The sequence below is a fragment of the Streptomyces sp. NBC_01515 genome, assembly GCF_045040345.1.
GTDB lineage: Bacteria > Actinomycetota > Actinomycetes > Streptomycetales > Streptomycetaceae > Streptomyces.
The window spans coordinates 1,203,125-1,216,576 of the sequence record NZ_CP109416.1; the positions used below are offsets into that span (position 1 = coordinate 1,203,125).

General features: G+C 71.1%; 12 protein-coding genes. 3 read left to right on the forward strand and 9 right to left on the reverse strand.

The window, feature by feature from the left end:
- The first annotated feature begins 77 nt into the window (after positions 1–77).
- Positions 78–2,048, forward strand: coding sequence for an N-acetylmuramoyl-L-alanine amidase (locus tag OG407_RS05040; RefSeq protein WP_405855376.1), 1,971 nt, complete (start codon positions 78–80; stop codon positions 2,046–2,048).
- 8 nt (positions 2,049–2,056) lie between these two features.
- Here the strand turns inward: OG407_RS05040 and OG407_RS05045 are convergent, their stop codons facing one another.
- The gene (locus OG407_RS05045; protein ID WP_033280692.1) at positions 2,057–2,554 is read right to left on the reverse strand and encodes a hypothetical protein; all 498 of its coding nucleotides are present in this window, start codon (positions 2,552–2,554) and stop codon (positions 2,057–2,059) included.
- 119 nt (positions 2,555–2,673) lie between these two features.
- Positions 2,674–5,571, reverse strand: a complete 2,898-nt coding sequence (locus OG407_RS05050) for an ATP-binding protein (RefSeq protein ID WP_405855378.1) — start codon at positions 5,569–5,571, stop codon at positions 2,674–2,676.
- Between the two features lie 237 nt (positions 5,572–5,808).
- On the opposite strand from OG407_RS05050, the gene OG407_RS05055 reads away from it, so the two are divergent.
- On the forward strand, positions 5,809–6,462 hold the full coding sequence (locus OG407_RS05055) for a pyridoxal 5'-phosphate synthase (RefSeq protein ID WP_405855380.1): 654 nt from the start codon (positions 5,809–5,811) through the stop codon (positions 6,460–6,462).
- A 92-nt stretch (positions 6,463–6,554) separates the two neighbouring features.
- On the opposite strand, the gene OG407_RS05060 is transcribed toward OG407_RS05055, so the two are convergent.
- The 3 genes from OG407_RS05060 to OG407_RS05070 form a co-directional block, all read right to left on the reverse strand.
- Positions 6,555–7,460, reverse strand: a complete 906-nt coding sequence (locus OG407_RS05060) for a universal stress protein (RefSeq protein WP_405855382.1) — start codon at positions 7,458–7,460, stop codon at positions 6,555–6,557.
- A 137-nt stretch (positions 7,461–7,597) separates the two neighbouring features.
- Positions 7,598–8,005, reverse strand: coding sequence for a PPOX class F420-dependent oxidoreductase (locus tag OG407_RS05065; protein ID WP_405855383.1), 408 nt, complete (start codon positions 8,003–8,005; stop codon positions 7,598–7,600).
- Positions 8,006–8,041: 36 nt separating this feature from the next.
- Positions 8,042–8,644 carry a TetR/AcrR family transcriptional regulator gene (locus OG407_RS05070; protein ID WP_405855385.1) on the reverse strand — a complete coding sequence of 201 codons (603 nt, stop codon included), beginning with the start codon at positions 8,642–8,644 and terminating at the stop codon, positions 8,042–8,044.
- Between the two features lie 164 nt (positions 8,645–8,808).
- Between OG407_RS05070 and OG407_RS05075 the strand changes: the two genes are divergently transcribed.
- Complete coding sequence (locus OG407_RS05075) at positions 8,809–9,777, forward strand: oxidoreductase (RefSeq protein WP_405855387.1); 969 nt, start codon at positions 8,809–8,811, stop codon at positions 9,775–9,777.
- Positions 9,778–9,838: 61 nt separating this feature from the next.
- Here the strand turns inward: OG407_RS05075 and OG407_RS05080 are convergent, their stop codons facing one another.
- From OG407_RS05080 to OG407_RS05095, 4 genes are all read right to left on the reverse strand, one after another.
- Positions 9,839–10,081, reverse strand: a complete 243-nt coding sequence (locus tag OG407_RS05080) for a DUF397 domain-containing protein (protein ID WP_019057879.1) — start codon at positions 10,079–10,081, stop codon at positions 9,839–9,841.
- Positions 10,082–10,163: 82 nt separating this feature from the next.
- Positions 10,164–11,330, reverse strand: coding sequence for a thiolase domain-containing protein (locus OG407_RS05085; RefSeq protein ID WP_405855389.1), 1,167 nt, complete (start codon positions 11,328–11,330; stop codon positions 10,164–10,166).
- Complete coding sequence (locus tag OG407_RS05090) at positions 11,327–12,391, reverse strand: thiolase domain-containing protein (RefSeq protein WP_403594314.1); 1,065 nt, start codon at positions 12,389–12,391, stop codon at positions 11,327–11,329. The genes OG407_RS05085 and OG407_RS05090 overlap by 4 nt, the downstream gene beginning before the upstream one ends.
- Positions 12,391–13,347, reverse strand: coding sequence for a Zn-ribbon domain-containing OB-fold protein (locus OG407_RS05095; protein ID WP_405855391.1), 957 nt, complete (start codon positions 13,345–13,347; stop codon positions 12,391–12,393). The genes OG407_RS05090 and OG407_RS05095 overlap by 1 nt, the downstream gene beginning before the upstream one ends.
- Positions 13,348–13,452: the final 105 nt, after the last annotated feature.

A 13,452-nucleotide genomic window follows, 5' to 3' on the forward strand; every position in this document is an offset into this window, starting at 1 on the left:
CGTCGGCCAGCCGGTACCACTGACGCACGCCCGGCCCCGCACGGTTCATGACAATCCCACCGTCCCAGGAGGCTGCATTGCGAGGATCCTCGACCGACCCCACCCGCTCTCCCGGGCACAGACGCGCGCGCCGGTCCGCCGGCGCGCTCGCCACCGCCGCCCTGCTGCTGCCCCTGCTGGGCGCGGCTCCCTCGGCGAGCCCCGCCGACTCCTCCGCCGCCACCCTCCAGCGGGCGTTCGCGTCGGCGTCCGCCGAGTACCACGTGCCGCAGACGGTGCTGCTGGCCGTGTCCTATCTCCAGTCCCGCTGGGACACGCACGGCGGAGCGCCGAGCGTGACCGGCGGCTACGGTCCGATGCACCTCACGGACGCCCGCACCGCCCTCGCCGCGACGGAGCACCTGAGCGAGGGCTCCGAGGACCCCCGCGGCGACAGCGCCCGCACTGCCCTGCACCCGACCGCGCAGATCCCGGCGGACTCCCAACTCCCGGCCCGGCTCAGGACGTTGACGAAGGCTGCCGAGCTGACCGGTCTTCCGGCGACCGACCTCCGTACCGACGAGACCGCCAACGTGGCCGGCGGCGCCGCACTGCTGGCCGACGCCCAGAAGGGCCTCGGCGAGTCGCTGAGCGCGGACCCGGCCGACTGGTACGGCGCGATCGCGCGCTTCTCCGGCGCCGACGACACGGCGACGGCCGCCGCGTATGCCAACGATGTCTACGACGTGATCCACACCGGCGAGGCGCGCACCACGGACGCCGGGCAGCAGGTCGCCCTGGCCGCCCAGCCGGACCTGGCGCCCGACACCGCGCAGCTGAGGGAGACCGGCCTGCGCACCGTCTCCGCCGACGGCACCGAGTGCCCGAAGAAGGTGTCCTGCGAGTGGATCCCGGCGCCGTACTCCCAGTTCGGGAACGACGACTACGGCAACCACGACCTGGGCGACCGGCCCGCGTCGCAGAGCATCAAGTACATCGTCATCCATGACACGGAAGGCCAGTGGGCCGGTGTCCTGAACCTGGTCCAGGACCCCACCTATGTGTCCTGGAACTACACGATCCGCTCCACCGACGGTCTCATCGCCCAGCATGTGAAGGCCAAGGACGTGGCCTGGCACGCGGGCAACTGGTACATCAACGCCAAGTCGATCGGCATCGAGCACGAGGGCTTCCTCGCCTCGCCGGACGCCTGGTACACGGAGGCGATGTACCGCTCGTCGGCACGCCTGGTGACGTACCTGACCAGGAAGTACGGCATCCCGCTGGACCGGCAGCACATCCTCGGCCACGACAACGTGCCGGGGCCGACCACGTCCACGGTCCCCGGGATGCACACGGACCCGGGCCCGTACTGGGACTGGGCGCACTACTTCGACCTGCTGGGCCACCCGGTCAAGCAGACCGCGAAGAAGGGCGGCGGCCTGGTGACCATCCGCCCCGACTACGCCCGCAACCAGCCGGTGTACACGGGCTGCGTCACCGCCGGCCAGCCGTGCGCGGTGCACGGGTCGAGCGAGGTCCGGCTGTACTCCGGACCCGGCGAGACCTACCCCCTGATCAAGGACATCGGCCTCGGAACGACCCCGACCACCGGGGTCAACGACCTCTCCTCACGCGTGTCCACCGGGCAGCAGTACGCGGTGGCCGACCGCTCCGGGGACTGGACCGCGATCTGGTACCTGGGTCAGGAGGCCTGGTTCAAGAACCCGCAGAAGCACCCCACCGCGGTGAAGGCCGCGGGCTTGGTGGTGACGCCGAAGGAGGGTGTGGACAGCGTCCCGGTGTACGGCCGCGCCTACCCGGAGGCCTCGGCCTATCCGGCGGGAGTGCCCGCCCAGGCGATCTCCCCGCTGCCGTACAAGCTGCTCAAGGGCCAGAAGTACGTGGTCGGTGACAAGGTGCCCGGCGAGTACTACTACGCGGTCACCTTCACCACCGACTCGCACAAGGTCGTCGTAGGAAAGGATCTCTACTACGAGATCCAGTACGGCCACCGGGTGGAGTTCGTGCGCGCCGCCGACGTGACGGTGGAGCGGTCCAGCCGGTAGCGGCCGCCTCAGCCCTGCTGGAACAGTTCCGCCGGGAGCGGTTTCAGCAGGGCGTAGAGGTCGTCCGTGATGGGGCGGTCCCAGGCGGCGATGGTCACCAGGACGTTGTCGCTGCGGTCGAACTGGACGCAGGAGATCCGGCTCTCGGAGAGCTTGAGGCGCCGCACGATCAGCAGGTTGTCGCCCTGCATCACCGGCATGTCCTCGACGCCGACGACGGTCACCTCCTCGTCGTTCTCCAGCGCGAGGAGCAGTTGCGCGACCTCGAAGGGGATCTCGTCCTCGGCGACGTCACGGGCCGGGGAGCCCTCCGGCAGATTGCCGATGACCATCGCGGGGCCGCGGCCGCCGAAGAGGTCGTACCGCAGGAACACGCCCTGGCAGGTGCCGTCGGGGGCGGGCAGCAGACCGGCACCGAGGTTGCCGGGCCAGTCGCCCGGGTCCATGGCCAGCACATCGAATTCGGGGCCGGCGGGGGTGGCGCTGCGGCGGCGGAGGAACGACATGAAGCCATGGTACGGGGTGCCGTTCGGCGATGTGGCCGTGGCCGAGTGCGGGTGCGTGGTCGAGTGCGGGCGCATAGGGGCTGAGCGCGCAGTTCCCCGCGCCCCTAGGGGGTTCGGGCCTACGTTGGCTTGAATAGTGCCGTTTCCAGGCCTGTGTGGTCCGTGCCCAGTTTTCGGTAGGCCGCTGACAGGAGGCGTACTGCCGTCTGCTCGTCCGTGTGGAGTTCTACAGCTATCTCGTGGTCGGTGCCGCCTTGGGCCGCCAGGGTTGCGGCGGCGCGTTCCTGGGTCGTGAGGGTGTCGGTCTCGGTGCTGTGGAGGCGGCGGGGGCGTAAGCCTGCTGCCGCCAGTTCGGCGCGGGCCGTGTCCGCGAGGCCGTCGGCGCCGCATTGGATGGCTGCGTCGAGGCCTCGGTAGAGGTGGTCGCCGGCTTCCTTGGACCGGCCTACGCGGCGGAGTTCGGCGCCCAGGCCGACGAGGGCGCAGGCCAACTCGTAGGCGGCCGGGGAGCGTTCGAGGTGGGTGACGGACTCTTCCAGGAGTTTGGCGCGGGCCGAGCCGGTGGCGACCTCGGCGGCGATGCGCAGGGCCTGGCCGATGGCGGACGGGGTGCCGAACTGGCGGGCGCGGGCGACCGCTTCGTGGGCGGTGGCGACGGCGCGCTCGGGGGTGTCGTGGCGTTCGGCGCGGGCAAGGTGGAGCTGCCAGGGGCACCACGCGGGGTTGCGGATACCGCGCGGGTCCAATCGGCGGCCGGCGGCGGCCAGTTCGGCGGCTGCCTCCTTGGCTAGGCCGCGGGCCAGGAGCAGTTCGCCGTACACGGTCTGGGCGTCCGGGAAGACGACGGCGGCCGGGAAGGGTTCCGCGAAGGCGTGGTCCTCGGCGAGTTGTACGGCTTCCTCGACCCGGCCGCGGGCCAGCAGGACCTCGATGAGGATGCCGGTGCCGTACCAGTAGACGGGGGTGCCGGGTCCGACGCGTTCGGCGAGGCGCAGGCCCGCGCGGGCGAAGTCCTCGGCCTCGGCGAGGCGGCCACGCCGGTAGCGGAGGTAGCCGAGGAAGGTGTACCCGAAGGACAGGTGGGCGCCGCGCCAGCCCTGTTGTTCGAAGTCGGCGATGCCGGTGGCGAAGAGTTCCTCCGCGCGGCCCGGCCGGTCGCAGTACATGAAGGTGAGGGCGACCAGCACCGGCACCTCGAAGCCACGGTCGGCCTCGGCCCAGCCGAGACCACCACTCAACGCGCGTTCGGCATGGTGCAGGGCCACATGTGCGGGTTCACCACGGAGCACGGCGTCCCAGGTGCGCAGGCCGATGATGTACCGCTCGGTGAGGTCGCGGCCCTTGAGACGGTCGGCGAGTTTGGTGAGGCGGCGGGAGCGCGAGGGGTGGTCGGGTTCGTCGGCGCGGAAGGCGTCCCACATGAACTGCTCGGAGAGCATGCGGAGTTTGACCCGGGCGTCCTCGGTGACGCGGATCTCGCGGGCGAGGGTGTCGGAGGCCTCGGCGAGGCGGTCGCTGTGGGCGAGGACCTGGGAGAGCCGGTAGACGATGTTCTGCCGCAGGCCGGCGTCGCTGATCGGCTCTTCGAGGGCGGCCCGAAAGTGGTTGACGGTGGTCGCCGGTTCGGTGAGCAGGGAGGCGCTACCCAGTTCGTACAGGACGGCGGCCCGGTCGTCGAAGGGCGGGGGTTCGCGCAGGGCGCGGGCCAGGTAGCTGCGGGCGGTGTCGGGGGCGCCCGCGCGCAGGGTCTCGCCGGCTGCCGCGCGGAGTTGCTGCACCACCCAGTTGTCGCCGTCGGGGTGGGTCTCCATGAGGTGGCGGGCGGCGGCGGAGGGGCCCTGGCCCTCGTTGATGACGCACCAGGCGGCCTGGCCGTGCAGGGCCACGCGGACGCCTGCCGGGATGGCCCGGTAGACGGCGGTGGCGATGAGCGGGTGCACGAATTCGAGGGCGCCCGCGGCGGTCAACGTGCCGGTGAGGATGCGGGCGCCGCGCAGTGCGTCGACGGCGTCGGCGGCCTCCTCGTGGCCGAGTCCGGCGACGGCGGCGGCGAGCATCGGATGGGGCTCGGTGCCGAGGACCGAGCAGGCCCAGGCGAAGCGGACGGTCGAGGTGCCGAGGCGTTCGAGGCGGGTGGTGAGACCGCTGCCCTTGACGGCGGCGGCGAGGTCGCGCAGTTGGTAGGCCCCGGCCTCGGTGGGGTTCAGGCCGCGGTCGTGGATCTTGGCGGTGAGTTCGACGGTCTCGAAGGGGTTCCCGGCGGTGACGGCCCAGCACTCGTGGCAGAACGCGTCGTCCGCGTGCTCGCCGAGCGTCTCCCGCACCAGGTCGGCTACGGCGGCGACGCTGAGCGGTTCGAGGTCGAGGGGGCGTCCGCCGGCCCGGCCGGGCAGTCCCCTGAACGACTCGGCGTGGTCGGGGAGTTCGTCCGGGCGGTACGCGACGACGACCAGCAAAGGGAGTTGCTCGGCCCGAGGCGCGAACGCGGCCAGCCAGCCCAGGGATTCGGGATCGGCCCAGTGCGCGTCGTCGAGGACGAGGACCATCGGGGCGCGCTGCACCGCGAGGTGGGTGACCACCCAGTCGAGACCGTCGCGCAGACCCTGCTGGTCGGGCGGTGAGCCTTCCGTGGGTGCGCACAGGCCGAGGGCGGGGCCGACGATGTCGTACCAACTCCCCAGCGAGGAGCGGAGATCGGCGTCGGCCGAGCCGGCGAACTGCGGTTGCAGTAACTGTCGGGCGACGTGGAAGGCGACGCGCTGTTCCTGGTCGCCGCCTCGCGCGGAGAGCACGGTGCAGCCCTGGGCGGCGGCGCGACGGCGCACTTCGGTGAGGAGGGTCGTCTTGCCGATACCGGCCCGCCCCGCGAAGGCGAGCAGCGCACCGCGCGGCCGGTCACCCGGTTCGCCGCCGTCCGTGCGCAGACCGGTGAGTTCCCCCAACGCCTCGTCCACGGCGGCGAGTTCACTCTCCCGTTCGAAGAGTGTCCTCCTGCTGCGCGCACTCCGCTGCCCCATGCCATACCCCCTGCCACGGTGGTGCGCCCGCGCGGGGAGCGAACGCGCACCGTGAGCTACAGGGACCTCAGCGTACGCTTCCCGAGGGTCGCGCGACCCGGTAGTCGGCGAAGGCGTACCGGCCGGTTTTCCTGTGCCACCAGGGACGGCGGAGGCACGGTCCCCGCTTGATCAAGTCCCGTCCGAGACGGACGATGGGATCATTGATCTCCCCCTCAGGCTCGGAGGCGAACGTCAATGGACGATCTACGTCAACTCCTGCGCGAACTGGAGGTCTTCGGGGGCGAACTGCCCACCTTCGATCCCTTGGCCGCGCCGGACACCCCGTCCGAGTTGTTCACGGAGTGGCTGCTGGGAGCGCTGGAGGCCGGCGTGCGCGAGCCGCACGCGATGACGGTCTCGACAGCCGGCGCCGACGGGAACCCGACGGCAAGGACCTTGATCCTCAAGGGCGTTGGCCCCGACGGCTGGCGTTTCGCGTCGGACGGCGGCAGCGTCAAGGCCCGCGATCTCGCCCAACGTCCTTTCGCCGCCCTGACGTTCTACTGGTCACCGCTCGCCCGCCAGATCCGCGTACGCGGTCCCGTCGTGGCGGCGGGCAAGGCGGACAGTGCGGCGGACTTCCTGGCCCGCAGCACCGGCGCCCGCGCGGAAGCACTGGTCGGCCGCCAGTCGCAGCCACTGGCGGACCTCGCGGAACGGGACGCGGCGGTCAAGGAGTCCCTGGAACACCTTGAGGACGAGCCCGACCTCGTGGCCCCTGGCTGGACGTTGCACACCGTGCGCCCGGAGTCGGTCGAGTTCTGGCAGGGCGACAAGGAGCGTCGGCATACGCGGCTTGTGTATGTCCGCGAAGGCGAGGGGTGGCGCAGGCAGTTGCTGTGGCCGTGACCGCCGACCTGCCTGCCTGCCTGCCTGCCTGCCTGTGCGGCATACACGACGTGACACTGTCGAGCAAGTCGCCGTACACACAAGGAACTTGCTCACTCCTCCAACGCCGTCGGCGGCACCACCGCCACCGGACTCGCCGCGTGCAGCAGCACCGCCTGGGTGACCGAGCCGAGCAACCGGGCCGGGGACAGCAGGCGGCGGCGATGGCGGCCCACGACGACGAGGTCGGCGTCCTTGGAGGCGGCGACGAGGTGGCCGGCCGCGTCGCCCGGGGCGACGTACGGCTCGGTGGGGACGTCCGGGTGGTGTTCGCGGTGCGGGGCGAGGAGGGCCTCGGTGAGGGTGCGGGTCTCGTTCTCGATGGCGTCCTGGTCGATGACCGGCGGGAGGAGTTCGCCGGGGGACGCCCAGGCCTGCGGCGGCCACGCGTACGCGGCGACGACCTGGAGGCGGGCTCCGCGCAGGGCGGCCTCGGCGAAGGCGAAGGAGAGGGTGGCCTCGTCGGGGCTGTCCACATGCAGCCCGACGACCACGCGGGGTCCGGGTCCGGCCGGAATCGCGCCGTGCACCTCGCGTCCCGGCCTGGGCACCACGACGACGGGGCAGTCCGCGTCGCGGGCGGCGGCCATGCCGTTGGAGCCGAGCAGCAGGCTGGCGAAGCCGCCGCGGCCACGCGAGCCGAGCACCAACAGCTGTGCGGCGGAACCGAGTTCGGGCAGTACGGCGCCCGGTGCGCCCTGCAACCGGAGGTACTCCATGACCGGCCGGTCGGCACGCCCTTCGACGTATGTACGCACCTGGTCGAGCACCTCGTCCTCGTCCGGGTCCGGCGGCCCGGCGACCAGGACGCCGGGCGGTGTCCAGGCGGCGGCGTACTGCCAGACATGGACGACCCGCAACGGCGCCCCGCGTCCACGGGCCGTGTCGAGGGCCCAGTCCAGGGCGCGCAGGCTGTCGTCCGAACCGTCGACCGCCGCGATGACCGGCAGGGTGCTCATGGGTTCCTCTCCTCCGGAGTAACGGGACCTTCCCCCTCCGGGGCCAGCCTGGCTCAGGCACCGGCTCCAGAAGGGTTCTCAAGGTCGCGTGTCCGGAAAATCAGGTCCGACACCCCCATGTACTCACTGCGTGCCGATCACGCGTCGACGGTGACGGCGATGGCGACGAGTCGGCGTTCGCGGCCCAGGACTCGGTCGAGGAGGTGCACCAGGCGGTACACGAAGAAGCGTCGCCTCATCATCTCCTGGACGCGGCTGGTCTCCGCGGGATCCAGGAGCCGGGCGGTCGCCCGCACAGCGGGTGCCTCGGCGGGGACCGTGCCTCTCATGTTGCAGGGGGCGATGGTCACTTGGGGGTTGTTGCGGATCCGCTTGACCTTCCCGGTCTCCGGCGGTGTCAGGACGTAGAGGGTGCCGTCCTGCACGAGGCCGCCGACGGGGGTGGGGACGGCCTGGCCGCTGCGGCGGAAGGTGGTCAGGCTGACGTGGCTGCCCTTGCCTATGCGGTCGAGAGCCTGGTCGAAGTCGCTGCGCGGGGTGGTCATGCGGGTCTCCAGGACTAGCGGGTGTGACGGGGGCGGCTAGCCGGTTTTCCGGCCGGCGAGGGCGCGGGCCGTGCGGGCGGCCTGCTGCTCGACGGAGGACCAGGTGTTCCAGGGGCCGGGCAGCATGTCCTGCTGCTGGAACAGGGCCAGACCGTGGGCTGCCGCGGCGACCTGGACGAGCAGTTCGAACGCCTCGTCCGGGTCGGGGGCGACGCGGCTGGTGACGGGCATCAGGTCGTCGTGCAGGGCACCGCCCGCCGCGGCCAGCTCGGGGTGCCGGTTCTTGTCGAGGCCGGCCAGGAAGGTGATGTCGAAGAGGGCGCGCTCCTCGGCGGCGAACCGTACATAGGCGGTCGCGAAGGCCGCCAGCTGCTCGACCGGATCCGAGTGCGCGGCCAGCGCGGTGCGGTAGCGGCGACGCTGCTCCTCGTAGCCCTTCAGAGCCAGCGAGGCCAGCAGTGCCTCCCGGTCGCTGAAGTGCTTGTAGGGGGCCGACACGCTCACCCCGGCCCTCCGGCACGCCTCGGCGAGGGTGAACCCGTGCGGGCCACGCTCGCCGACCAGCGCGAGGGCCGCCTCCTCCAGCGCGTTGCGCAGATCTCCGTGGTGGGTGCCGGTGGGGCGCCGTTTGACTGCCATGCCTCCGAGGTTAACACTATTAACCATAGGTGAATGGCATTCACCTTCGACGAGCGAGCGAGCGAGCAAACGAACGGGCAGGCAGGCAGGCAGGCAGGCAGGCAGGCAGGCCACGGTTGCCCCCTCGTGACCGCCTAGTCCCCGTACGACTTCTGGAGGAACCCGTGACCGGATCGAAGCCCGCGCACTGGACAGCCCGGGACATCCCCGACCAGCACGGCCGCACCGCCGTGATCACAGGTGCCAACACCGGCATCGGCTTCGAGACGGCCAAGGCCCTCGCCCTGCGCGGAGCGGAAGTGGTCCTGGCGGTACGGGACACCGACAAGGGCAAGCATGCGGCGGCGGAGATCGCTCTCGTCGCGCCGACGGCACGGGTGCACGTCCAGCGGCTCGACCTGAGTTCGCTCGCCTCGGTCCGCGACGCGGCCGGGGAGCTGAGAGACACCTACGCCCGGATCGACCTGCTGATCAACAACGCGGGCGTGATGTACACCCCGTACCGGACGACCTCGGACGGCTACGAGCTCCAGTTCGGAACCAACCACCTGGGTCACTTCGCCCTGACCGGGCTGCTGTTGGACCTGCTGCCGCCCTCGCCCGCCTCCCGCGTCGTCACGGTCGGCAGCGCGGGCCACCGCATGGGCGGCCCGATCGATCTCGACGACCTCGACTGGCGCGGACGCCCCTACGACCGGACGGCCGCGTACGGGCACTCCAAGCTGGCCAACCTGCTGTTCACCTACGAGCTCGACCGCAGACTGCCCGCCGATGGGCCGCTGGCCGTCGCCGCGCATCCCGGCGGCGCCGACACCACCGGTTCCCGGAGCGCGATGTCGCACTCCTCCGCCCTCACCCGCACGGCCTTCGCGGCGATCCGGCCGCTGCTCCTGCAGTCCCCCGAGAGGGGAGCACTGCCCGTGCTGCGTGCCGCGACCGCCCCGGACGTACGGGGCGGTGAGTACTACGGCCCCCGCGGATTCCAGCAGAGCAAGGGGTTCCCCAAGGTGGTCCGCTCCAGCCCGCAGTCGTACGACACGTCGCTGCAACGCCGCCTGTGGGCACTCTCGGAGGACATGACCAACATCGAGTTTCCGTCAGGCGCCCAGCCCGGCCGCCACCTTCATGAGTGAGGGCCGGGCTGACGATGCCTGTGCGCACTTCCCCCGAGGCTTCGCCGGGGAACCGTCACCTTCAGGTGAGGTCGAACTCCCCTTCCCGCGCCCCCGACACGAACGCGCCCCATTCCGCGGGCGTGAAGATCAAGGAAGGGCTTTCCGGGCGGCCGCTGTTGCGCATCGCGATGAATCCCTCGACAAAAGCGATCTGGACATCCCCCAGTCCACGGCTGCCTGAGTGCCAATCGGCGTCACTGAGGTCCAGCTCCGGCTTGTCCCAGCCCGCAAGCGGGTGCTGCTGGATGGTGCTCTCGGCCACGTCCGTGCTCCTCCCGATTCGTCGTCCGCGGCCAGCCTAGCGATCGGCTTCAGATGCCAACAGGCCACGTGAGGGGGACCTTTCAGGAGGCGGGGGGTTCGCTGCCCACGAGCCACATGGAGAAGAACTGGGATCCGCCGCCGTAGGCGTGCCCGAGAACCCGTCGAGCGCCCTCCACCTGGTGTTCTCCGGCCTGGCCCCGCACCTGAAGGGCGGCCTCCGCGAAGCGGATCATGCCCGAGGCGCCGATCGGATTGGTGGAAAGCACCCCCCCTGACATGTTCACGGGAAGGTCGCCGTCCAGCTCGGTCACGCCCGATTCGGTGAGCTTCCAGCCCTCCCCCTCCTCGGCGAATCCGAGGTTCTCCAGCCACATGGGCTCGTACCAGGAGAACGGCACGTACATCTCCACGGCGTCGATGTCCCGGCGCGGGTCGGCGATCCCGGCCTGCTGGTACACGTCGGCGGCGCAGTCCTTGCCGGCCTGTGGCGACACACAGTCCTTTCCGGCGAACAGTGTGGGTTCGCTCCGCATGGCGCCCCCATGCATCCAGGCCGCCGGACGTGGTGCGCGAGCCGCGCCCGCCCGGTCGGTGAGCACCATCGCGCAGGCACCGTCCGAGGACGGGCAGGTCTCCGAGTACCGGATCGGGTCCCACAGCATCGGCGAGGCCTGCACCTTCTCCAGCGTGATGTCGTGCTCGTGGAGATGCGCGTACGGGTTCTTCAGCGCGTTACGCCGGTCCTTGTACGCCACCAGGGAGCCGACCGTGTCGGGCGCCCCGGTACGCCGCATATAGGCGCGCACGTGCGGCGCGAAGAACCCGCCCGCGCCGGCAAGCAGCGGCTGCTGAAAGGGAATTGGCAGAGACAGCCCCCACATGGCGTTCGACTCGGACTGCTTCTCGAAGGCCAGCGTGAGGACAGTGCCGTGCACGCGGGCGGCGACGAGATTCGCGGCGACGAGCGCGGTGGACCCGCCCACCGACCCGGCGGTGTGCACCCGCAGCATGGGCTTTCCCACGGCGCCCAGCGCGTCGGCGAGATACAGCTCGGGCATCATGACGCCCTCGAAGAAGTCGGGCGCCTTCCCGATGACCACGGCGTCGATGTCGGCCCACGTCAACTCGGCGTCGTCCAGCGCCCGTTGGGCCGCCTCCCGCACCAGCCCCGCGATCGACACGTCCCGCCGCGCGGCGACATGCTTGGTCTGGCCGATCCCTACGACGGCCACGGGCTCCTTGCTCATCGCGGATCCCCTTCGAGTACGGCGACCAGGTTCTGTTGCAGACAGGGGCCGGAGGTCGCGTGAGCGAGGGCCCGGTCGGACTCGCCCCGGTGGATACGGGCGGCGGCCTCGCCGATGCGGATGAGCCCCGCGGCCATGACGGGGTTGGCGGCGAGGGCGCCCCCGGACGGGTTGACGCGCACGTCGTCACCGAGGCGCAGCGCCTTGCGCAGGACGACCTCCTGCGCGGTGAACGGCGCGTGCAACTCGGCCGTGTCGACGGGCCGTTCGAAGACACCGGCCTTCTCGGCGGCGAGCCGCGTCGACGGCGAGTCGGTCAACTCCCGTACGCCCAGCCCGTGCGCCTCGATGCGATGGTCGATCCCCCTGATCCAGGCGGGCCGCTCGCACAGCTCGCGGGCCCGGTCTCCGGCCGCGAGGATCACGGCGGCGGCACCGTCACCGACCGGCGGACAGTCGCCGGTGCGCAGCGGTCGTACGACATAGTCGCCCTGCGGCACCGAACCCCGCACCTGCGCATGGGAGTTGGCGCTCGCGTCGGTCCGGCTGCGGGCCGCGACGGCGGCGAGTGCGGGCTCGTCGGTGTCGCCCGCGTCGATGAGGGCCTGGGCCTGGAGGGCGGCCAGGGCGACGGAGTCCGGCCACAACGGGGCGACGTAGTACGGGTCGAGCTGTCGGGTCAGGACGTCGCGTACCGAGCCCGGGGACGACTTGCCGTACGAGTAGACGAGCGCGGTGTCCGCGTCGCCGGTGAGCAGCTTGGTCCATGCCTCGTAGAGGGCCCAGGCGCCGTCCATCTCGACGTGTGACTCGGAGATCGGTGGCCAGGCGCCGACGCCGTCGAGGGCGAGGGTGAAGGAGAAGGCGCGGCCGGCGAGGTAGTCGCTGGAGCCGGAGCAGGTGAAGTCGATGTCGGCGGTCTTGAGTCCGGTCTGTTCGAGGACGCCGTGCAGGACCGGCATCAGCATCTCCACCTCGGAGAGCTCGTCGGTGGTGCGCCGGTGGTCGGTCTGCGCGAAGGCGACGACGGCGATCTCCCGCATCGCTGCAGCTCCTTGCATCACAGCAGCTCCTTGTAGACGTCGTAGTCCGCGTCGGGCTCGCCGGTCGGCCGGTAGTGGTCCGGATAACGGCCGCCCTCGCTCCACACCGCCTCGACGCGCAGCCCCATGCGCACCTGGTCGTACGGAATCCCGCCGATGCGCCCGTGCAACGCGAGGTCGGCACCGTCCAGGGCGATGTGCGCGTAGACGTACGGCACCTCGATGTCGAGGTTCCTCGCCTTGATGTTGACGATGCAGAACGTGGTTACTGTGCCGCGCGGCCCCACTTCGACATGTTCCGATGTGGCCACACCACATGTGGGACACGCTCCCCTGGGCGGGACGTACACCTTCCGGCAGGAGGGGCAGCGTTCGCCGACGGTCCGCTGCTCGGAGAGCCCGCGGATGTAGTCGGTCTGGGCACGGCCGGGCGAGTAGACGTAGTCGAGCCGAGCCGGGGCCACGATGCCGGTGACCATGTCCTCGAACTCGCCGCTGTGGGCGGCGGGTTGGCGTCCCTCGTCGCCATCGCTCTCGCCTTCGTACGGCTCGAAGCAGGCGATGTCCGTGATGGTGCCGGTGCGTTCCTCGGCCCAGCGGACGCGCACGCGCATGCCGGTGCGAACGGCGTCGGGGCCGGGCGCGTCCAGGGCATGCAGGAGGGCGGTGTCGGCTCCGTCGAGCCGGACGAGAACCCAGGCGAAGGGCGTGTCGAGCGGCTGACCGCGCCGGGGTTCGTGGTTCCAGGCCCAGGTGGTGACCGTGCCGGTCGCGGCGACTTCGACGAGATCGCGGATCTCCTCGGCGGTGACGGGGTCGTACTCGACGGGAGGGACAAGGGTCCGCCCGTCACCGGTCTTCACCCCGAGGACGACACGTTCGCGGAGGCCAGTGAGGAACGCGCTCTGGACGGGCCCAAGGGAGCGGGTAAAGGGAAATTCGAGGACGAGGGGAGCTTTGAGCACTTCGGGCACGGCATTCTCCTAACTGAACAGTTGGGGCCGAGCACTCCCGCCCAGGGGCGCGGGGAACTGCGCGACCAGCCACAACGAACCCGCGGACAAAAACGGACCGACCAG